Raw genomic sequence first — 21898 nt, forward strand, 5'->3', positions numbered from 1 at the left:
TTTCTACGTTTTGCCTCGACAAACGGCATATAATACTATAAAATAAATATTATAACTGGACTAGTTACATAATAATACAAATGAATTTCCTATAGCAACAAATGACAAGTTAGGAAGCAAACAAGGAGGATAAGTCTCATGCATATTGTCTTAGCAGTTTTATTTCTGGCTGTAGCTTTACTTGCGATTGTATCTGTAATTCGTCAATTGAAATACAAAAATATTTTCGCATTAGGATTTTCAGCAATTACAGCTTTAGCATTTGGATTTTTTGCAATCGCAACCATTATTTCAGAAATTAAAGGCTAATGAATACACAATATCTCCTGTTAAAAAGCTGACGAAAGCACAACGTCAGCTTTTTATTTTTGGATTAATCATTTCTCTACTTTCTTTCTATCTAACGGCTTGGATGCTGCCAGCCCTTCATTTTTCCCTAATAACTATCCGCCCGTAAAACGGGCGGTTTTAGTTTCGCCCTATAAGGGCACTTTACCAACGAGACCCCTAAAGGGGCTTCTGAATTGACCGTCAACCGTTTATCTTCCTACCTATTTTTAAATGGATCGACGTATTCACGTTTACTCATGTTGTCTCGTAGTCTATCCTCCGATTCTTGTTCACGAATGTATTTTGCCACAGTTTTTTGATTGAGCCCTACTGTACTGACATAGTAACCTTTAGCCCAAAATGTGCGGTTTCCATGATTGTATTTTAAGTTGGCATGTCTATCATGGATCATTAAAGAGCTTTTACCTTTTAAGTAGCCCATAAAGTAAGACACTGACATTTTTGGTGGTATTTTAACCAGCATATGGATGTGGTCAGTCATGGCATGAGCCTCAATAATTTCTACATCTTTCATCTCACATAAACGTCTTAAGATCACCCCGATGTCTCTTCTGAACTTGCCATAAATTTCTTTCCTTCTGTACTTGGGTATAAAGACTATGTGATACTTACAATTCCATCGGGTGTGTGATAAACTATTGTCACTCGACATGAGTAGATCTCCTTTCTATATATAGAGTCGGTTTGACGGCCAACTCTATTATATCGAAAGGAGATTTTTCTGTTACAACTCTACAAGTTTAATTCTCACACAGGCAGAGCCTGTGGTTTAAAAAACATCAATTAAAAAACTCCCCTCAAAGTAAAGCAGATTATTTATTTTCTTAATCTGGTTATTACTTCAAGGGGAATATCCTTCTTAATCATCTTGTTTCATCCAAAAAGATGAATTAACTTAAACTGTTACTTCATTTTACTATTATTTTTGATCGGTAAACTCAACAAATCGGAAAAGATCTCCATAAATTAAATCATCTGAGTAACCTAATTCTTTATCTACTCTTTTGCTAATTGGATCACAGGCACTCTCAACGTTTTGATCCGTAGCTTCTTCCTTTTGATCTATTTCTACTGGTTCTCCAGTTTCTCGATTATAACAAGTGTCACTTGCAAAGATATAATCATCACTAATAAAATTACCGTTTCTTAAAGCAATGTAACCTTTTCTTTCATCACTAAATAAGTCATTACCAAAATGTAAGTCATTTTTATTTTCAACACCTAACAAGCTCAACAATGTTGGCTTCACATCAATTTGACCAGAAACTTCTGATTTCACTTCACCTTGACCATGGCCAGGAATATGAATAAAGAACGGAACTCTTTGTAACTGTACATGATCATATGGTGTGATTTCTTCCTTATCTAAATACATACTCATTGCTCGATTATGGTTGGCACTAATTCCGTAGTGATCACCCATGATGATAATAATGGAGTCTTCATATAGTCCAGCATCTTTTAGTTGATCGAAAAACTGCTCAATTGCTTCATCCATATATCTTACTGTTGGAAAGAAATTATTTAAAGTATTTGAATTGGAATCGTACGGTTCAATGGATTTATCTGTTTCATCCAAATCAAATGGGAAATGATTCGTCAATGTGATTAGCTTTGTGTAAAATGGTTCTTCCATTGACTGAAGGTATTTAATGGACTGCTCAAAGAATGGTTTATCTTTAAGTCCCCAGCCGATTGAATTTTCTTCAGAAACTTCATATGCTTCTTCCCCATAGAAGTGATCAATTCCAAAGCTCTGATACATTTGATCACGATTCCAAAAGCTCTTGTTATTAGCGTGCAGAACACTCGAGTAATACCCTTCTGTTTTCAATATTTCTGGCATAGCATGGTATTCATTCTGCGCATGTGTAAAGAAAACAGCTCCACGAGAAAGTGGATATAGAGAATTTTCAACAATAAATTCTGAATCGGATGTTTTCCCTTGTTCTGTTTGGTGATAAAAATTCTCAAAATAGTACGTATCTTCATCCTCTGTTAAACTATTTAAGAAAGGCGTAATTTCCTGTCCATTTACTTCATTATTTATTACAAAGCTTTGAATAGATTCTGCATTAATGAATATAACATTCTTATCTTTAGCTACTCCAAACAAATTTGATTTTTCTTTTGTTTTCACATTCTCTTCAATATAAGCTTTAATATCTGGAATCTCATTACCATCTGCAAACACTCGTTGTGTCTTCGCTTTAGTATGTGTTGCAATATCATAAACATGGTAATTAAACAGACCTATATTTTTCACTAAATATTCCCGATCGAAGGCACGTGTAAATAATTGCGGCCGCTCCATCTCTGCCAAAAAGAAATTACCAGCCAATAATACAAAGGACATGGCTAATGTAAAGACTTTACCACTTCTCGGATAAAAAACGGTCATACGTTCCATATGTTTTCTACTTAAATACCAGATGATTGCTACATCTACGAATAGAAGTATGTCATACGGCTTAACAAGCGACAGTATGCTTTCCGTCAAATCAGCGGCATTACTTCCTTGAAATAATTGGGGTATGGTAATAAAATCCGTAAAGGAACGATAAAAAACTAGATTAGCAAATAGGATGATTGTACCAATTAAAGCAGTATATCTTAAGAACTTCATTTGTCTGCTCTGTTTTCTTATCCAAACACTTAAAGCAAAAACTAAGAACGCTGAAACAAAAGGGTTTATAAACAAGATTAACTCTTGCATAGAATTTTCGAGATCAATCGAAAACACAAACCGGTACACAATGTACGTTTTAATACCAAATAGTACAGTAGCTACTATAAATAGGGGTATTTTTAGCCGTTTCAACTCCATAAACTTATCCTCCTGCTATCCCTTTTGATTTTTATATTTTTCTTACTTTTCAACCAATATCAAACAGATTTATTCTTGATTTCATTTCCCTGTTGAAAGATATTATAAACCAAAAGTAAATATTTGTTAATCGAATGTAAACCCAATTATCGTATATGACGAAATCAATGAAATAAAAGTTTCATAGAATGCGATTTTTTTTACATCTTCCATTGAACTAGTGACAGCTAATTGGTGAATGTGATGTGTTCGATCTTCTGTTTAACTAAAAATGCTGCTCCAATGATACCAGCATCGTTCCCTAATTGAGCAAGCTTTAATTCACAATTTTCACTAACCCGGGACAAAGCATATTTATCAAATGACTCACGTATATCATAAAGAAATGCTTCTCCAGCTTTAGATACTCCGCCACCAATTAAAACTTTAGCAGGGTTTACAATGGTGCCTATATTAGAAATTGCCATTCCTAGTACGTCTGCGGTATTTTTCACAATTTCTCGAGCGGACTTATCACCAGCAGCAGCAAACTGAAAAACATCTTTTGCAGTAATAGAACCATGCTCGGAAATGTATGTAGCAAGTAAACCTGACTGATTTTCAGCCTTTTCCATTGCTTGCCTTACAATTCCAGTCGCTGAAACAATCGTTTCTAAACAGCCTATTCTACCACAATTACAGGTATAACCATCTATATCAATTGTAATATGTCCGATTTCTCCACCGATTCCCGCTTCACCGTTTACTATTTGTCCGTTCGTGATAATACCACCACCAACACCGGTACCCAGCGTTATAGCTACTAGATTTCTAGCTTGGTTCCCAGCACCTTTCCAATTTTCACCCAGCACAGCAATATTGGCATCATTCTCTACAAATACTGGTAAGTTTGATCGTTGCTTTAATTGATTACCTAGATCATAATTTTTCCATCCGATATTAACTGCCTCATAAACAAAACCTGTTTCATCTTCAATAAATCCAGGTGCACCTACACCGATCCCAAGCACCTGATCGTTCGTATATTGATCATGTGATAATTGTCTTTCAATCGAGTTCCAAATATCGTCTACAATTTGAATACCCTCATTTTCGGTAATTGTAGGTATCTCCCATTTTCTAAGGATATCTCCTTGATTATTGATAAAACCAAGTTTTGCTGTTGTTCCGCCAACGTCTACTCCAATAATAATTTGATTCATGCATAACTCCCCCTTAATTTTTACGCAATGCTTCTATCTCTTTTCGTAGAAGTAATTTTGCTTGCAAATAATCATCATTTCGAATGAATTGAAGTTTATATAGTTCATCCAATTCCATTGCCATTATTTCTAAATCTCCGATGCGATTACCCGTATAAATAAATGTACCATATTTTTTCAAAAGCTGCTGTATATCATAGATTGATTCCATTAAATTCATCACCATTACTAGTATACTAAATGTACGTATTAAATAGAAATACGAACTTAGACGTATCTTTAAAAACATAAGAAAAACGGAGCAAAAATTTGCTCAGTCCTTATCACTAAATGCTCAAATTTACGCTTCCTCTAGTAGCTATTATGGAATAATAGCTACTGCTTACTTGACCACCACTCCGGCTGCCCACTTCCCTTTCCGTGGGGTTTGTCCTTCAGCTAACTTTTTTAGCAAAACCCGCTCAAAAAAGTGGATCTTCAGGTCAAACATTTCCCACAGGAGTTGAAGTGGCCGGCCTTCGCTATTATCAGGCTCTACAACGCTAGCATGAAGTAACACAGCTGCTTTTATACTCACGGATAGCGATTTTTACTTTACCCATTGTAAAAAAAGTCAACCTATTACTTATGACAAGAATTGTTGCACCTTCTCATAGCGGAGACGAATTACGTAGACTCCTGCGGGAATTGCGCGAGCCGAAAATCCACTTTGCAACGTGTTCTTCTTTGCAAAGTTAGTTGAGGCCGTGCCCCATAGCCGTCAAGCTAATAAAAAAGAAGTACGGTGCAATGAAAATATAAACATATTTTTCCAGTTTAGTCCGTATTCTCTTATGGGTACTTGTTTTCTTTTTTACACTTTTACTTACGCGGCACGGAAATGTACTTTATACGCAATGTTTAAGACATCAAAAGGACTTTTATGCTGACAACGATGATCTTTCCTTCCATGCCGGTATATGTTCTGGTAAATATTATCGATGAGAGCTTTCAAAGAAGAAAGGTGATAGAGTGAATACCCCTTCGTCTCTACTATTGCGTTTCTCGCATGGTTGATACATTTGTACTCACTCCCTTCTAGTTGATACCTTTCGTAAAGGCAGTAACGGCACTGAAAAGCAATCATCGAAGAAAGAAGAATATGAATGAAAGTCCCATACAAATGACAGTAAAAGCGGTCGGTATTCATTGCCTGCACATCATCAATTTCAAATAACGATTTCCATGTTTTAAAGAGAATCTCCACTTGCCAACGCAAGGAATAGATAGGATACAAGGTTTGCTCATCCATTTCTTCTTGTGTTATATTGGTAGCAAGAATTTGGATATGATTCTTCTTGTTGGCGGATTGGGTATGCCCCCCTTTCCGTCTTCTTTCTTTTAAATAGGTATCTCTCTGTTTTTGTTGCTCTTCGGTTAATCGTTGTACGACTACACGGGCATGAAATGTATTTTTTCCCTTAACACCTAATTGAATGAACCCATAATCCTGTATCTCTCCTGGAGCTAGATGCATGGCATCTTCTTCAGGCTTTATTTGGATTCTTCGTTGCTTGTCATCCAATGTCCAATAGGTCATATTGGCAGGAACACGAGTAATATAATAGGCTCCTGCTCGATCTATTTTTTTAAAGTGATCTCCTGAGAAATAGCCGAGGTCACGCAAGATAAGGTCCTCTTCTCCTATTGTATCTGCCAATTCTTCAGCTGCATCGTGATCACTGTCTCTTGGTCCATAGAACAACGTATGCAAAAAATTCCCTTGATACAGCTCATATTCTAATTGTATTTTCACTCCATCCCAATAACTCGCGTTGTTCTTTTTTACTTGAAAGGATGTGCCATCCAAGATACGGATCCGAGAAAAAGGATAATCAGATGGAGATGGTAACGATAACATCTGTTGTTTTTCCGCTAACTGCATAAAAACTTGTTTTAAAAAAGCCACTCCTTTCTCGTCTAATCGTTGATGTAAGGCTTGTTTAGATATGGATATTTCTGATTCACGAGAAAGGGAGGCACAGAGCTGTCCTAGCCCCTCCGTACCAACTTTTTCATGTAAGAAGGCACATATACTTAAGAAATCTTCCGGCATTATCTTCTTCAATCGTTGTACAAAACCTGATTCCCGAGCAACATTGCGAAGTTCAGAAATAGATAAAATATCGTGCACACTCTTTACAAACGAGTCAAAATGATATTGCTTAGCCATACGTAATCCCTCCAAATTATTCCATTTATAATGTCAGAATAACGAATAACTTTATGGTTTTTAAAATATCCTGCTTAACTTGACGGCTATGGGCCGTGCCCGTGGAAAGCGAAGTAATTAGTCGGAGCATTGCCCAATATACATCAAACATTTCAAAATAACTACTTGGCTTAACGCAGTCATTGCACTGATTTTATACTTTCTTAACTTATAAAAAAAGATCCAGACGTTTAACGATCTGGATCTTTGGGGTGTAAAAAAGCAGGTCGCCTATTTTTAAGCGGAATGGGTGATCGTAGAAATATATCACGAAATGGACGGTAAGAGAAAGGGATAAATGGCCAAAAATAAGCCACATGGAAAGCCTTCATCCTTGTTAGATATAATAGCCATAACGTAACTCCTAAAATATATCCAATACCTCCTAATAAAGCAGAAGATAGTAGCAGGAATATGCGTACCAACCGATTAGCTAAGCTTAATTCATAGCTTGGAGTGGCATATGTTCCAATCGCAGCTACAGCTAGATATAGTACGACTTCGTGCGAAAACCAACCAACCTCTACAGAAACCTCTCCGATCATAATAGCAGCTACTAAGCCAAGTGCCGTTGCTAAGGAGGATGGAGTATGGATTGCTGCCATCCTTAAAATATCAATCCCGATCTCAGCTATCAGAAATTGTACTAATAATGGTACAACGCCTATCTCATCAGGGCCAATATATTGGAGAGTCTCTGGTAGAAATTCAGAGTTCTTCGCAAACAAATAATATAATGGTAAGATGAATATCGATGCTATGACCGCAATAAAACGAACTAATCGTAAATATGCGCCCACTAAAGGTTTTTGTCTATATTCTTCTGCATGCTGTAGATGATGCCAATACGTAGCGGGAGTAATCATTACACTTGGCGATCCATCTATAATGACCATGACATGACCTTCATATAGATGTGCTGCTGCTGTATCTGGTCGCTCTGTATAACGAATCGTAGGATATGGATTCCAATGCCTTCCACTAATATATTCTTCAATCGTCTTTTCAGCCATAGGCAAGCCATCCGTATCAATCTTCATTAGCTTTTTCTTTAGATTTTCTACACGACGATTATCAGCAATATCCTCCAGATAACAAATACAAATATCTGTTTTTGATCTTCTTCCTAATTGTAAATATTCCATCCGTAGCGATCTATCACGAACTCTTCTACGAGTCAGAGCAGTGTTAAAGACAATCGTTTCAACATACCCATCTCTAGATCCTCTTACAACTCGCTCCAAATCTGGTTCTTGCGGGGAGCGTGCTGGATAGGTTCTAGCGTCAATCATGATTACTTTATTGATTCCTTCAACAATTAGCGCCGCTGGCCCACCTAAAACCAAATCCGCAGCTTCGTTTAAATCAAGTACCTCGTCAACTTCCACATAGGGGATATACGTTTTTATTAATTTTGTAAGCGTATCAGGTTGCAAATCTTCAGGACTTAACTTAGCAAATAACTTCATGATGTATAGTAAAATGTCGTCTTTAGCAAATCCATCAATTAAAAATAGTGACATTTCAACGCCAACATATTCTAAATCTCGTTGAATCATATCAAAACTTTTATCAACCGCTAATCGTTCGTTTAAATACGCTCGATTTTTTTTAAACTCTTTAAATAATGGCTGTTTTTCTTTCTCCATAAACTCACCTATCCAACATGTTAGATTACTAATAGTTTGAGCACTGGAAGGATAACTATGCATAAACCAGTTAAAGAGTTCATCAATTCCATCATATATTAAAACTTATACTCATATATTGGACTAAGACAAGCAGTTTAAAGGCGGGAAGCATATGAACAAATGGCATTTAGTTATTACGATTATCACAGCAGCATGTGTAATAGCAGTTGTATATCTAATCAGACTGAACTCTACTCCTGCCATTACATACTTTCCAATTGATAATAATACAACCTTCTCTAAATCGGAGACACAGCTCCAACTATTCTCGGAAAAAGGCAAGGATAATTATGAAATTACATGGGAGTCTGATTCTATCACAAATATGCCGATCTATTTACGACAAGATGTATCATTGCTATATGATAACGGAAGATTAAAGGGGGCAAAGACAAAATGGACGCAGGATACAGATACCATTCAGTTACGGGAAAAACTATTTCATGAAGATAGCAGTTTATTTCAATCTATCTCATTTCATCATGGTGAGATACATCGCTCAAGTAATGATATAAAAAGCATTCATCGCATGTCTAGCGATTACTTATATGTCATAGATTCACCGACAACAGCACTTGATTCATTTAAAGAGCCTCATAACAATTATGAAAAAGAATGGAAAGATTTACTTGATCGAACAACGAAGCAACAGCTTCTTTATCATTGGCATCAATTATTTCATTATTTCCATATTAATCCAGATAACTATCTTAGCGTACCGCTTACGGATTTAGTCCATTACAACACAAAGCCATTACCATCATTGACACAAGCGCAAACGAATAAAATTATTGGACAACTTTGGGAGGGACTGTATAAAAATTATGTTATACCCGTAGTAAATACCACCAATGAAGAGCTGAATAGCTATATACCAATTATTTTATTTGATAAAGAACAAAAGCATCTACTTGTACTATATGAAATCAACGGAAAAAAAGAAAAACTGATACAAAACTATTCTTTTCAATAAAATATGAAAATAAAGTGAAACTTCAATTCGTGGGGGTTTTGTTTTCCCCCCACGAATTGAAGTTTCACAAAGGTCCTATTATCTAATGTAAGAAACGAGGTGAGAGTAGGCTTTATGTAGTTTTAGATACTCGTTAATGACCCTCTTGAAAAAAGGAATCCTCTACTCGAAAGCACCCATACATTATTAGTTAGCTGATTTACCAGTAAGTTGTTCATATAACCTTATAAAATCATCATTGTCAGGGTTTAATTGATACGCGCTTTCAATAGCTGATTTAGCTTTTTCTACTTTCCCGTTATTCTTATATAAAATTGCTAAATTATAATATGCCTCCGGAAAACTATGATCAATTTCTATACTTCGCTCTAAATCTTCAATCGCTTTTTGATCTTGATTTAATTCAATATACGCATAAGACCTATGAAACAGGATGGCAGCTTCTAGATTCCCTTCACTTTCTAAGGCCTGATTAGCTTGGGAAATGATAGCCTCGTACTTTTCTTGTTTTAGCAATTCTTCTATTTGCATTACATGATAAACTTGATTATTCATATTATTGTAATAACCGAATTGAATAAGACCATATGCAATAATGCAATATAGCACAATTGCTATCATTTGTTTAAACGTTTCTTTACGCTTTGGTAAATGGACTATTCCAGATGCAATAAATCCAGCTACTAAACCTCCCAAATGCGCCCCATTATCAATTTGCGGTACGAAGAGACCAAATACGATATTAATTCCGATTAAAACTAAAACATTCGTTCCCATTGTTTGAAAGAAAATTTTCCGATTATGTAATCCAAAGAATAATAATGCTCCGAACAATCCAAACAATGCACCTGAGGCACCAGCCGCAATACTTGGAGAAAAGGCAAAACTCGCTATCCCACCACCAATACCGGCAAGAAAGTAGATACATAAAAATCGAAATGAGCCATATATACGTTCAACTAAAGTTCCTAAATAATAAACAGCAAGCATATTCATGAGTAAATGAAGGAACCCAATATGAAGAAACATAGAGCTAATGATGCGCCACCATTCTCCTTGTTCTATGATAGCAGGATTGTACTTTGCACCAAAATCAATTAACGGCTGCATGGAACTACTTCCACCGTTCAGTTCTACTAATACAAACATCCCAATGCAAATTGCAAGAATAAGATAGGTAAATAGCGGCTTACCAAAGGAGAATACCGCCTGAGTTTGCTCTTTTTGATCCAAAACATTTTTCTTTAAATACTTTTTATAATTGTGTAGCTGACTTTCCTTATCTATAGGTTCTTGAGAATCAGCGGTATTTATTGTTATATCTGTATCTTTTTCCAAACGTATTTTCTCTTCCACAAACTGTTCATCTGACAAATAATAAACATTCATGGAAATAGGGTGCTTCTCATTTAGCTGCATTGGCTTCTTTAGCATTTCCCAATCATCGACAGGCTCGTGCTCGGATATGTAAACATTATAAATTTGAATAACTTTACCTCGCAACAATCGTTTCATTGCTTTAACTTTTTGAAAAACAACTGCAATATCCTTTTTTAAATAGTTCTTCCAATCAAACCCACGACCTAGGAAGCGAATGACTGTAGATTTTTTCCCTTCTTTTTTCTCTAGCCATATTTCATCTTCCTGATCACTTACAAATAGCACGTCATATTGATAAGTCTTTACGTAATGATAAGCGATTTGATATATATTATATTGGTTATCTATGTACATCCTCGACCTCCCCTTAGACTTCCATCATACCAAATCCCTCATCATTTTTCTTTTATCATGATAAAAGAAGCTGCAAAATTCACAACTTCTTCACCGATTAAGAATTTGATGTATTTTTCTGGAACATTGTCGGTATAATTTTCGAACGAACTGCTGGCACGTTCATGGATAAACTTACCACAACTTTTCTTAAAAATCCAATAGCCAATAATGTATTCATAATCCGATAGCGCCATTTATAAAGCAAGCTCGCCGCAGTTATCATTCCGGCAAATAAAAACAGAATACGCATAAATACACCTCTTTTTATCATGGTACTTCTAGTTTTCATCTACCTGATTATTTTTATGCATGTACGATACTATATATTGTTCAAACCACGTATGTTCCTGACGCTTGTTGCAACTCCCTTTTATCAGAATACGGGCATCTGGGAAAATAGTGAAAAGAATATCCTCCTGTATAGCTACGCGTAAAAAAAGGCGTTCTTGTAACATTATCTAAAAAATGATCTAGCTTTTTTTCTAAAGCTTCCAGTATGAAATCATGAAGCTAATTTGAATCATATTTCTACCGCAGAGAACCGTTTCATTTACAATCGCTTCTGATTTTAGAGCTGGATAATCTTTTTTGACAGGTTGGACAATTTGATCTGAAAGCTAATTTCACATCATGTTGTAGATTATCCCAGATATTTTTCGTAATGAGTTGTGATTACCAGTAACATACTTCATAGACCAATAAGCTAAAAAGCGGCTACTTGTTCTACTGCAGGTGAGATAGCACCTACCCTATCAAATGATTGCAAAGTTTACTACCAAGCACCCCTAGCCCAACAACAAGTACGGTATAATTCTCTATTCGCCTCTGTCCATTTTCATGTATTGGACGAAATAATTGTTGACAAATGTATCTACTCTCATTCATCGATCCTTCTTCTGTCATAACTGCTTATCCATGTATCTTCTGTAATTAAGTGGTCTACCGGAATATCAAATGATTCCTTTGGTATAGCGTCTACTAATTGACTACTATGTAACAGTGCAACCGTATGATTGGAATAGTTCATTAAAAATCGATCATAGTAACCTCCGCCAAAACCAATTCGGTAACCTTTCCTATCAAAGACAAGCCCTGGTACAAATAGCAATTCAATCGCAGTTATATCTATTTGTTTCGTTTCATCTGGCTTAGGTTCAAGCAATCCATAATAGACAACCTCTAACTGATCAAAGGAACTAATTTGATAAAATGTTAACGTTTTATCAGCTGGAGAACACTTCGGTACACAAACTTGTTTCTGCTGCCTCCAGGCTGTTTCAATAATGTTTCTCGTATCCCATTCAAACGCTTGCGAGACCGTTAGTCCAATTACCCTGGCGTTTTTCCAGAGCGATGAAGCTATAAGTCGTGCATATAAGCTATTCTCAATTTCGCGTTTCTTTACTGGATTTAATTCTTTAAGCATCTGAAGCTTTGCTGACCGAATGTGAGCTTTATTCAAATCAATTACCCCCGTTTGAGTTAATAAGTACAGCAAATGATTAAAAATAAAACCCTTATCAGCTGATAAAGGTTTTATTTTTAATCATTTATTTTGTTTCACGATGTAGAGTGTGTTTTTTAAGACGTGGACAATATTTCATAAGCTCAATACGTTCAGGATTAGTACGTTTGTTTTTCGTAGTAATATAATTACGATCTCCTGTTTCAGTACAAGCTAAAGTAATGTTAACGCGCATGATTTTCCCTCCAAACTTTACCTAATTGCTTCAAAACGAGCGATTAATTCATTTCAGACTTATATATAATATCAGATGTTGATGAAACTATCAAGAAGTAAGCTAGAAATCCTTAAGAATTTGATCAGTTTTGGAAAATCAATTCGCCTATTCTAATAGCTATAATAAACCACAACTAGACGAAGTATAACAAGAGATATTATATATAAAACAAGAGCGCAAGCCCCCGATTAGAAACGTTGCCTAGAGCGAGTCAACGGAGATATAGAAATCACGGTGAGCTTATGAGCCGATAATGGCTTAGATTAGGACTATTCGTGAAGTCGCCTGACTTCTGGCTGGAGCTGGATGCTAGCTCAACACTCCCATATTTAATCACATGGGCTAATTTCCTAGACAACAAGAAAAAGGTTGTCCATTACTCTGAATAGCCAACCTTTTCTTATTGAAAAATTTCATATCCTTTTTCAAATGCAAGCAAGATAGTTGTTAATTGGGCGTTTTGCAATTTAGTCAGATCTCTTCATTTTTGCTGCTGTCACATCTTTTGGCTTTGTGGTTTCAGCTTGTTCATCATCACTCATAATGTCACTGGTAGTCTTTTTAAATTCCGATAACGTCTTTCCTAATGCCGATCCAATCTCAGGTAACTTTCTTGGACCAAATATAATTAATGTAATGATTAGAATAATAATCAAACCTGGTATACCTATATTTGTAAGCAATTACAGCACCTTCTTTCCTAATCAAACCAACCCATTAAGATGTAAGAAGTCCACCATCCTTACTGTATTTAACCACTCCTTCTGCAGCACGATATGCTAACGCACCAACGGTATCAGTAGGATTATAACCGCTATTATGTGGAAAAGAGGAAGCTCCTACAACGAACAGATTCTCCATATCCCACATCTGCGAATAATTATTAACCGCTGATGTTTCCGGATCTGCTCCCATAATTGCACCTCCGGTATTATGCGTTGACTGATAGGTAGTAATATCATAGGGTCCCAATTCATCCATCGCATCGATTTTATCAGCACCCATCTCTTGCAGAATTTCCTTTGCTTTTGTTGCGGTAAACTTAGCAAGTTCTTTATCTTGGTCTCTAAATCCATAAGTCATGCGAATTAAAGGGTCACCAAAAGCATCTTTATACATTGGATCTAAGTCCAAATAATGCTGTTTATATGGTAAGCTGGCACCCATGGCACCAATGGACAACGTCCTATTAATATATTTTAATGAGTTTTGCTTAAATTCCTTACCCCATGTTGCTGAATCAGAAGGAATTGGATTGGTCTGAATCGGTCTTTTTCCAGTCTGTGTTAGAGACAAATAACCACCATGTAAAAAATTCACATTTGAATGGTCGAAATTATCCCCATTAAAGTCGTCGATAACCATTCCTAAGGCGCCTGCTCCAGCGAAATTATTAAATTTCTTGTTTTCGAAAAACCCTGTTGCTGCACCTTTAATGATCTGATAAGCATAATTTTTTCCGATAACTCCTTTACCACTAGCAGGATCATACGGGCGACCAATTTTTGAATTCAGTAAGAGTTTTACATTATTAAATACGTAGCTTGTTAATACTACCATATCAGCTGGTTGTTCTATTTCTTCACCGGTAGTTAAATCTGTATATAGTACACCAGTTGCCTGCCCATCCTTATGTAAAACTCTTCTCACCCAAGAATGGGTTCTTAAGTCAAATTTACCCGTATTTTTAGCTACCGGTATAACCGTAACAACCGGATCAGCTTTTGCTCCATATTCACAACCAAAGCGTTCACAAAATGCGCAATACTGACAAGCGGCTCTACTTATACCATCTGGATTTTTATACGGTTCTGATAAATTGGCAGAAGGGATCGTATACGGATGATATTTTAGCTTTTCTGTTGCTTCTTTAAACATTTTCATTTGCGGAGAATGTAGCATTGGCCCGGTAGGATACTTATCCGAGCGTTTACCCCCTAACGGATTTTCCTCTCCTGAAATACCAGCCATTTTTTCAAACTTGTCATAGTATGGCTCGATTTCATCATAGGTAATTCCCCAATCCTGAATCGTCATATCAGCTGGTATCTTACCATTCCCATATCGTTCAATTGTTTTACTTCGTATTTCGAAGTCATACGGCAAAAATCGAAAAGTTTGTCCATTCCAATGAACACCAGCACCACCAACACCATCTCCGAATAAAAATGAGCCATACTGACGCATTGGTAATGCTCGCATTTTCTCATTACCTCTAAATGTTATCGTTTCTTTAGAAAGATCCTGCATCAACTCATAACGAACTGCATAGCGCAATTCATCATGAGCCATATAATAGTCTTCGGTTTCTCTTTCCTGTCCTTTCTCCAACCCAACCACTTTCAATCCTTGTTTTGTCAGTTCTGAAGCAATAATACCTCCACCCCAACCGACACCAACAATTACTACATCTGTCTTTGGTAGTTTTTTAGCCATCATATCACCTCATACCATTTTAATTACTGCATATGGTCTCGAAGACTCCTAGGTTCAATTTGCTGAAATTCTTCACTCTCGATTACCTGGGTATAGTTCATTTGATCGCCAGGATAATCTCTTAATTTCCAACCTTGCATATCTTTATTTCCACCATATAAAGGATCACTATACACTCCTTCTAACGTCATACTCCTTAGAAGATTGAAGAACCCACTTGCTGAAACAGTCGTAATATTCACCTTATCATCGGCAAAATCTGCTAGCACCGTATCCTGTTCATCAGCAGTTAAATCCGTGAAGCCCTTTTTATATTTCGAATGACTATAGTTTTGCATTTCACGAATACCAATCTTGAAAATTTCTCTTCTTTTCAATCTACCTTGATAACCTTGGGTTTTTTCACCATGAAAGAAAGGAGGATTCATATAATCCCTTGCGTTGAAGCCATAAGAGCCTGCCAATTGATGATCAATATAAAATGCCACTCCTAACGCTTGAGCTCCTGGGCCATTTTCATCTTCTGGAAAAATGCGTTCTGTTGCCGCTTCAACAGTTTGAAATTCTACTTGATTAAAATTCATTAACGCATGATTGTAATTTTTTGTTTCATTAGCAGCCTGTTGTGGCTCTTTTTCATCGGTTCCCCATGGGATAACACTGCCTAATACACCACCAACAGCTAGACCCCCGACGGCAAAACCTGAGTTTCTAAGAAACTTTCTACGAGATAAACTCTCTTGATCAATCTTTTCCTTATTATTATCTTCTGCCAAAAGACTCACCTCCTTATAAGTTGACCTTATTATGTCACCAAAAATAACCACTCATACATAAAAAATTTCAGGACATAATACTTATAAATCATTTATTATGGAGGGAAGCTTTTATGTTAAGAAAATGGAAACTATCAATATTGCTGATCACAGTTCTAATCACAGCATTACTTACTGCTTGTACTGCAAACGATAACAGTGCGATGGAAGATGAACATACGAATGACATGAATATGGCCAACGTATCCGATCATGCCAATCAGGAAAACTTAAATAATCCAAATATAATACCTAGTGAGACAAGTGATAAAACACGGACCACGAATAAAAAAGGAACTACCTATAGCGGCATGGGGCAAAATTTATATAGTTCGATCGGAAGCTCTGGTATTCATGAAGGTGGTGTTTCTTCATTTTTTGAATCTATTTTAAAGAGCGAAGGAATAACTGGAATTAAGGTATTTGTTGTTGATGATTCAGTTATCCTAGCTAGAAATAACGAACAAACGACTAGTCATCAATATGATGATATGCAAAAAGACCTTTTAAGTGGTACAGAAGGCTTATCCTCAAAAGGAGAAACCGAAGAAGTAGAAAATAATAATGAAAAGAATCCTAATGATAACTTGCAGCAAGCCAAAAATAAGATGAATGAGATGTTCAATGGTGATGTAAAAATTCTTACCGTTACACAACCAGGAGCTGTAGAGCTAATTGAAGGAATTAAAGAAAACATTATGGACTCAGCTTACTCAGAGGCATCGAATCAATTGCTAGAGCTATTTAATATGGCAAGCTAATCTAGCTATCGACTGGATTATTAAACGTAGTATATCTAAAATCAACTAATAATAAGTTCATCTTTCCATATGGACTCTTACTGCGGACACAGCCTCAACGAATGCTGCTAACCACAATACGCTTAGAAGCGAAGATTTTCGAATTGAGCTGTTTCCGCAGGCTTTACTGTAAGAAAAACTGAGCAAAATTCGCTCAGTCCTTATCACTACATGCTCAGATCTACGCTTCCTCTAGTAGCTATTATGGAATAATAGCTACTGCTTGACCACCACTCCGGCTGCCCACTTCCCTTTCCGTGGGGTTTGTCCTTCAGCTAACTTTTTTAGCAAAACCCGCTCAAAAAAGTGGATCTTCAGGTCAAACATTTCCCACAGGAGTTGAAGTGGCCGCCCTTCGCTATTATTATTATCAGGCTCTACAACGCTAGCATGAAGTAACACAGCTGCTTTTATACTCACGGATAACGATTTTCACTTTACCCATTGTAAAAAAAGTCAACCTATTACTTATGACAAGAATTGTTGCACCTTCTCATAGCGGAGACTAATTACGTAGACTCCTGCGGGATTAGCGCGAGCCGAAAATCCACTTTGCAACGTGTTCTTCTTTGCAAAGTTAGTTGAGGCCGTGCCCACGGAAAGCGAAGTAATTAGTCGGAGCATTGCCAATATACATCTAACATTTCAAAATAACTACTTGGCTTAACGCAGTCATTGCACTGAATTTATACTTTCTTAACTTACAAAGATAAACGAGCAATCCGTCCCATTCTATTTCTCCAAAAAGTGAACGAAGAAATTTCGAATGACTTCCCGAATATTACTTTATATATTCGGATTTTCTTTATATTAAAAATTCATTTCTTTCTTCTTTTTTCATAGATGCACTTAATGAAATGCTTTTATTCATGTAAAAATACCTCCCGAAATCCAAAATCAGGAGGTATCTCACTTATTTCTTCTAGTTTTTATCATATGTCCAAACTCGATTATGATTTGTTGTTTGCGGGAATTTTTCTCCCGCTTTTAATTTTATTATTTTGGGATCGGTGACACTGCTCCCCGTTTCACCGATTTCGATATATACACCATTATTTGGTGCTTTTTGGCCAAATCGAAAATGACTGAATTCACCCATTGCTGTAACTCCTTCCAAAATTCTTTATTATCACGTAATAAGTAGTGTAATCGTTTAAACAGCAAATTATACACCAGGTCGTTTTACTCACATTTCCATTTCTATTTTCATTTCTTAGGACCTGTTAATCTGCTTTAATTCAGCAAAAATCGGGACTATTCTATTAATTTTGTCGAAAAAATTTAATTGGTAATGGCTTTTAGCTACTCATTTATGTTATAACTAATAATGAATAAGAAGGAGGTATTTACATGGTCTATGCAATCATTACCATCATTGTGATTGGACTAGTTCTACTAACATTGTCCTATTTCTTAAATGATCGTATGGAAGAAGTAGAGAGTCAATTAGAGCAGTTCTCCATTACTACGATGCAGGATACATATCAAATGAAAAAGAAAATAAAAATCCTGGAAGAGGAATTGCTTACAGAAGAGTTCGCACAAGATTTGGAAAATAAATAAAGGGATTAAAGGAGAAAACAATGAAACAACCTGTACGAGTATTTGCAATTGGTCTTCTTACAGCAGGGATTATTATGTTAGCCACTTATCTATTATTTAAGGGCGATACAAAGACTGTTGAAGGTATTTCTGAGAAAGAATTGATTTCTCTAGTCAAAGATAAAGGATATCATGTCTTATCCAATTCAGAGTACGTTGCTTTATCTGTCAATGATAATCCAGAAAAAGCTGCGAAAACTCCACCGAATGAAAATACTTCTACTACTACACAAAATGATCAATCTGCTAAGACTACAGAGCAAGAAGATGCAGCTAAAAAACAAGATTCCAATAATACGGAGAAAGCTGAAAAAGAAAACACCAAAGAAGAAAATCAAGAACAGAAGAAAGAACAAGCAAAGGAATCACCGGAAAAAGAGGAAGGTCCCAAAACGTATACCTTACATATAAAAGAAGGGATGGCCTCATCTGAAATAAGTTCCTTATTAGAAGAGAACAAATTAATTAAAGATGCTTCAAAATTTAGCGATTACTTAGAAAAAAATGACTATAGTCAACGCGTGCAAATCGGTAAGTTTAAATTAAATACAGATATGGATCAACATCAAATAGCTGAGGCAATCACTAAATAATAGTAAGGAATGCACGATTAAATAAGTGGCTAACTAACATTCTCGATTAGCCACTAACGTATTTAAAAAGAGGCTGAGACAAAAGAATGAAGAAGCAATTAAAAACGAACGATGATTGGTTGGAAACTAATTATCGTTCGTTTATTGATCAGAATCATTCATTTAGCACCTGAAATCAGCGAGACTCCGGCGAGAACAGCACGAGTCCGAAGTTCCACTTGGTAACGTGTTTTTCTTTACCGAGTTAGCTGTGGCCGTGCCCCATAGCCGTCAAGTTAAGCAGGATATTTTAAAAACCATAAAGTTATTCGTTATCCTGACATTATAAATGGAATAATTTGGAGGGATTACGTATGGCTAAGCAATATCATTTTGACTCGTTTGTAAAGAGTGTGCACGATATTTTATCTATTTCTGAACTTCGCAATGTTGCTCGGGAATCAGGTTTTGTACAACGATTGAAGAAGATAATGCCGGAAGATTTCTTAAGTATATGTGCCTTCTTACATGAAAAAGTTGGTACGGAGGGGCTAGGACAGCTCTGTGCCTCCCTTTCTCGTGAATCAGAAATATCCATATCTAAACAAGCCTTACATCAACGATTAGACGAGAAAGGAGTGGCTTTTTTAAAACAAGTTTTTATGCGGTTAGCGGAAAAACAACAGATGTTATCGTTACCATCTCCATCTGATTATCCTTTTTCTCGGATCCGTATCTTGGATGGCACATCCTTTCAAGTAAAAAAGAACACCGCGAGTTATTGGGATGGAGTGAAAATACAATTAGAATATGAGCTGTATCAAGGGAATTTTTTGCATACGTTGTTCTATGGACCAAGAGACAGTGATCACGATGCAGCTGAAGAATTGGCAGATACAATAGGATAAGAGGACCTTATCTTGCGTGACCTCGGCTATTTCTCAGGAGATCACTTTAAAAAAATAGATCGAGCAGGAGCCTATTATATTACTCGTGTTCCTGCCAATATGACCTATTGGACATTGGATGACAAGCAACGAAGAATCCAAATAAAGCCTGAAGAAGATGCCATGCATCTAGCTCCAGGAGAGATACAGGATTATGGGTTCATTCAATTAGGTGTTAAGGGAAAAAATACATTTCATGCCCGTGTAGTCGTACAACGATTAACCGAAGAGCAACAAAAACAGAGAGATACCTATTTAAAAGAAAGAAGACGGAAAGGGGGGCATACCCAATCCGCCAACAAGAAGAATCATATCCAAATTCTTGCTACCAATATAACACAAGAAGAAATGGATGAGCAAACCTTGTATCCTATCTATTCCTTGCGTTGGCAAGTGGAGATACTCTTTAAAACATGGAAATCGTTATTTGAAATTGATGATGTGCAGGCAATGAATACCGACCGCTTTTACTGTCATTTGTATGGGACTTTAATTCATATTCTTCTTTCTTCGATGATTGCTTTTCAGTGCCGTTACTGCCTTTACGAAAGGTATCAACTAGAAGGGAGTGAGTACAAATGTATCAACCATGCGAGAAACGCAATAGTAGAGACGAAGGGGTATTCACTCTATCACCTTTCTTCTTTGAAAGCTCTCATCGATAATATTTACCAGAACATATACCGGCATGGAAGGAAAGATCATCGTTGTCAGCATAAAAGTCCTTTTGATGTCTTAAACATTGCGTATAAAGTACATTTCCGTGCCGCGTAAGTAAAAGTGTAAAAAAGAAAAACAAGTACCCATAAAAGAATACGGATTAAACTGGAAAAATATGTTTATATTTTCATTGCACCGTACTTCTTTTTTATTAGCTTGACGGCTATGGGCCGTTCCCGCGGAAAACGAGTATAGTTTCACGGTGCGGCGATGATACTCCTATTGATAATATGATTATTCGTATTTTGAGTAAAGAAGTTATGTTTTGTACCAGCCTCTTTTAATTTAAATTAAAATTCTCTCCTTTAACTAAATATAAAATGCTTTCACCAATGTTGGTAATATGATCAGCATACCTTTCTAAATATCGTGCACAAAAGGCAACTTGCATAATATATTGAATTTTATCTGGTTTTGTAGCAGTTTCTCCTAGAAGCTCACTAATGATTAATTTGTTCTGTTTATCTACCCTATCATCCATTTCTGATAATTGTGCCGCTAAGATGATATCTTCATTGGAAAATGACTCCATTGCTATCTGCAACATTTCTATGATATATGTTTGCATGTTTGCTAAACCGTGTGGTAATAATGTCTCCCCGTTTTCTCCTAAACGAATTGCTGAACGGGCAATATTTTTCGCGTTATCAGCCATTCGTTCTAAATCCGTCACAATTTTTAATGCGGTAATTAATCTTCTAAGATCCGTTGCTACTGGCTGTTGTTTGGCGATAAGTAAGATAACTTTATCATTAATATCTATTTCCTTTTTATCTATTTCTTTATCATCTTCAATTACTTGGTTTGCTAAGGTTATATCTTGTTCATATAAGGAATTCAGGGCATTATTCAACGCTTTTTCTGTTAATTTAGCCACTTGTATGATATCTTGATTAATCTCCTCTATTTCATGATGAAATTGTCCACGTGTATTCATCTGGCTTTTCCCTCCTATCTAATCTAGCTATTGCTTATCTATACTTTAACAGACAGGTATGAAATGGCTATTGATTTAATGTTAATTACATGTAAAATTTTATAAAGTGAAACTTCAATCAGTTTGGGATTTTTGTTTTATCCCCCACTGATTGCTAGTACCACAAGGGTCTGACCTAATGGCCTTTGAACCAATCGGACATGTACTAGCAATAGATCCACGACTTATCCATATTGGGTTTACTTTATTGCTTAAA

General features: G+C 36.2%; 24 protein-coding genes. 7 read left to right on the plus strand and 17 right to left on the minus strand.

Annotated elements, in window-relative coordinates:
- The first annotated feature begins 138 nt into the window (after positions 1-138).
- On the plus strand, positions 139-309 hold the full coding sequence (locus D9782_RS17095) for a DUF2759 family protein (RefSeq protein WP_080668670.1): 171 nt from the start codon (positions 139-141) through the stop codon (positions 307-309).
- A gap of 238 nt (positions 310-547) precedes the next feature.
- On the opposite strand, the gene tnpA is transcribed toward D9782_RS17095, so the two are convergent.
- The 7 genes from tnpA to D9782_RS17130 all read right to left on the minus strand — a co-directional run bounded on the left by tnpA (position 548) and on the right by D9782_RS17130 (position 8280).
- Positions 548-1003 carry an IS200/IS605 family transposase gene (gene tnpA, locus D9782_RS17100; RefSeq protein WP_121604857.1) on the minus strand — a complete coding sequence of 152 codons (456 nt, stop codon included), beginning with the start codon at positions 1001-1003 and terminating at the stop codon, positions 548-550.
- A gap of 267 nt (positions 1004-1270) precedes the next feature.
- Positions 1271-3178 (minus strand): LTA synthase family protein, encoded by a 1908-nt coding sequence (locus tag D9782_RS17105; RefSeq protein ID WP_121605257.1) that lies wholly within the window; start codon positions 3176-3178, stop codon positions 1271-1273.
- Positions 3179-3405: 227 nt separating this feature from the next.
- The gene (locus D9782_RS17110) at positions 3406-4380 is read right to left on the minus strand and encodes an ROK family glucokinase (RefSeq protein WP_026681145.1); all 975 of its coding nucleotides are present in this window, start codon (positions 4378-4380) and stop codon (positions 3406-3408) included.
- A gap of 13 nt (positions 4381-4393) precedes the next feature.
- On the minus strand, positions 4394-4591 hold the full coding sequence (locus D9782_RS17115) for a YqgQ family protein (RefSeq protein ID WP_026681146.1): 198 nt from the start codon (positions 4589-4591) through the stop codon (positions 4394-4396).
- A 171-nt stretch (positions 4592-4762) separates the two neighbouring features.
- Positions 4763-4957, minus strand: a complete 195-nt coding sequence (locus tag D9782_RS17120) for a hypothetical protein (RefSeq protein ID WP_121604059.1) — start codon at positions 4955-4957, stop codon at positions 4763-4765.
- Positions 4958-5245: 288 nt separating this feature from the next.
- On the minus strand, positions 5246-6592 hold the full coding sequence (locus tag D9782_RS17125; RefSeq protein ID WP_121605258.1) for an IS4 family transposase: 1347 nt from the start codon (positions 6590-6592) through the stop codon (positions 5246-5248).
- 230 nt (positions 6593-6822) lie between these two features.
- A complete protein-coding gene (locus D9782_RS17130) occupies positions 6823-8280 on the minus strand; it encodes a spore germination protein (RefSeq protein WP_026681147.1) in 1458 nt (485 codons plus the stop codon).
- A gap of 154 nt (positions 8281-8434) precedes the next feature.
- Between D9782_RS17130 and D9782_RS17135 the strand changes: the two genes are divergently transcribed.
- Positions 8435-9295, plus strand: a complete 861-nt coding sequence (locus tag D9782_RS17135; RefSeq protein WP_121605259.1) for a hypothetical protein — start codon at positions 8435-8437, stop codon at positions 9293-9295.
- A gap of 186 nt (positions 9296-9481) precedes the next feature.
- Here the strand turns inward: D9782_RS17135 and D9782_RS17140 are convergent, their stop codons facing one another.
- From D9782_RS17140 to D9782_RS17170, 7 genes are all read right to left on the minus strand, one after another.
- Positions 9482-11029 (minus strand): rhomboid family intramembrane serine protease, encoded by a 1548-nt coding sequence (locus D9782_RS17140; RefSeq protein ID WP_026681149.1) that lies wholly within the window; start codon positions 11027-11029, stop codon positions 9482-9484.
- 97 nt (positions 11030-11126) lie between these two features.
- Complete coding sequence (locus D9782_RS17145; protein WP_026681150.1) at positions 11127-11321, minus strand: hypothetical protein; 195 nt, start codon at positions 11319-11321, stop codon at positions 11127-11129.
- Between the two features lie 627 nt (positions 11322-11948).
- Positions 11949-12533, minus strand: coding sequence for a 5-formyltetrahydrofolate cyclo-ligase (locus tag D9782_RS17150; RefSeq protein ID WP_051388311.1), 585 nt, complete (start codon positions 12531-12533; stop codon positions 11949-11951).
- A gap of 88 nt (positions 12534-12621) precedes the next feature.
- Complete coding sequence (gene rpmG, locus D9782_RS17155) at positions 12622-12771, minus strand: 50S ribosomal protein L33 (RefSeq protein ID WP_026681152.1); 150 nt, start codon at positions 12769-12771, stop codon at positions 12622-12624.
- Positions 12772-13280: 509 nt separating this feature from the next.
- Positions 13281-13496 carry a twin-arginine translocase TatA/TatE family subunit gene (tatA, locus tag D9782_RS17160; RefSeq protein WP_121605260.1) on the minus strand — a complete coding sequence of 72 codons (216 nt, stop codon included), beginning with the start codon at positions 13494-13496 and terminating at the stop codon, positions 13281-13283.
- Between the two features lie 34 nt (positions 13497-13530).
- Complete coding sequence (locus tag D9782_RS17165) at positions 13531-15249, minus strand: GMC family oxidoreductase (RefSeq protein ID WP_121605261.1); 1719 nt, start codon at positions 15247-15249, stop codon at positions 13531-13533.
- A gap of 23 nt (positions 15250-15272) precedes the next feature.
- A complete protein-coding gene (locus tag D9782_RS17170; RefSeq protein ID WP_343231065.1) occupies positions 15273-16034 on the minus strand; it encodes a gluconate 2-dehydrogenase subunit 3 family protein in 762 nt (253 codons plus the stop codon).
- Between the two features lie 104 nt (positions 16035-16138).
- On the opposite strand from D9782_RS17170, the gene D9782_RS17175 reads away from it, so the two are divergent.
- Positions 16139-16825: a hypothetical protein gene (locus tag D9782_RS17175; protein ID WP_121605262.1), complete on the plus strand. Its 687-nt coding sequence runs from the start codon at positions 16139-16141 to the stop codon at positions 16823-16825.
- Between the two features lie 255 nt (positions 16826-17080).
- Here D9782_RS17175 and D9782_RS17180 read toward each other — a convergent pair whose 3' ends face one another.
- Both D9782_RS17180 and D9782_RS17185 read right to left on the minus strand, forming a co-directional pair.
- Complete coding sequence (locus D9782_RS17180) at positions 17081-17284, minus strand: hypothetical protein (protein ID WP_121605263.1); 204 nt, start codon at positions 17282-17284, stop codon at positions 17081-17083.
- A gap of 502 nt (positions 17285-17786) precedes the next feature.
- The gene (locus D9782_RS17185) at positions 17787-17963 is read right to left on the minus strand and encodes a YjzC family protein (RefSeq protein WP_080668671.1); all 177 of its coding nucleotides are present in this window, start codon (positions 17961-17963) and stop codon (positions 17787-17789) included.
- A gap of 251 nt (positions 17964-18214) precedes the next feature.
- Between D9782_RS17185 and D9782_RS17190 the strand changes: the two genes are divergently transcribed.
- From D9782_RS17190 to D9782_RS17205, 4 genes are all read left to right on the plus strand, one after another.
- Positions 18215-18427 (plus strand): hypothetical protein, encoded by a 213-nt coding sequence (locus D9782_RS17190; protein ID WP_034678959.1) that lies wholly within the window; start codon positions 18215-18217, stop codon positions 18425-18427.
- A gap of 20 nt (positions 18428-18447) precedes the next feature.
- On the plus strand, positions 18448-19059 hold the full coding sequence (locus D9782_RS23350) for a hypothetical protein (protein WP_121605264.1): 612 nt from the start codon (positions 18448-18450) through the stop codon (positions 19057-19059).
- Between the two features lie 353 nt (positions 19060-19412).
- Positions 19413-19946, plus strand: a complete 534-nt coding sequence (locus tag D9782_RS17200; protein ID WP_121605265.1) for a hypothetical protein — start codon at positions 19413-19415, stop codon at positions 19944-19946.
- A 12-nt stretch (positions 19947-19958) separates the two neighbouring features.
- A complete protein-coding gene (locus D9782_RS17205; RefSeq protein WP_162986427.1) occupies positions 19959-20759 on the plus strand; it encodes an IS4 family transposase in 801 nt (266 codons plus the stop codon).
- 226 nt (positions 20760-20985) lie between these two features.
- Here the strand turns inward: D9782_RS17205 and phoU are convergent, their stop codons facing one another.
- Positions 20986-21642, minus strand: coding sequence for a phosphate signaling complex protein PhoU (phoU, locus tag D9782_RS17210; protein ID WP_026681158.1), 657 nt, complete (start codon positions 21640-21642; stop codon positions 20986-20988).
- Positions 21643-21898 lie beyond the last annotated feature (256 nt).

Source organism: Virgibacillus sp. Bac332 (assembly GCF_003667785.1).
GTDB classification, from domain to species: domain Bacteria; phylum Bacillota; class Bacilli; order Bacillales; family Amphibacillaceae; genus Virgibacillus; species Virgibacillus salarius.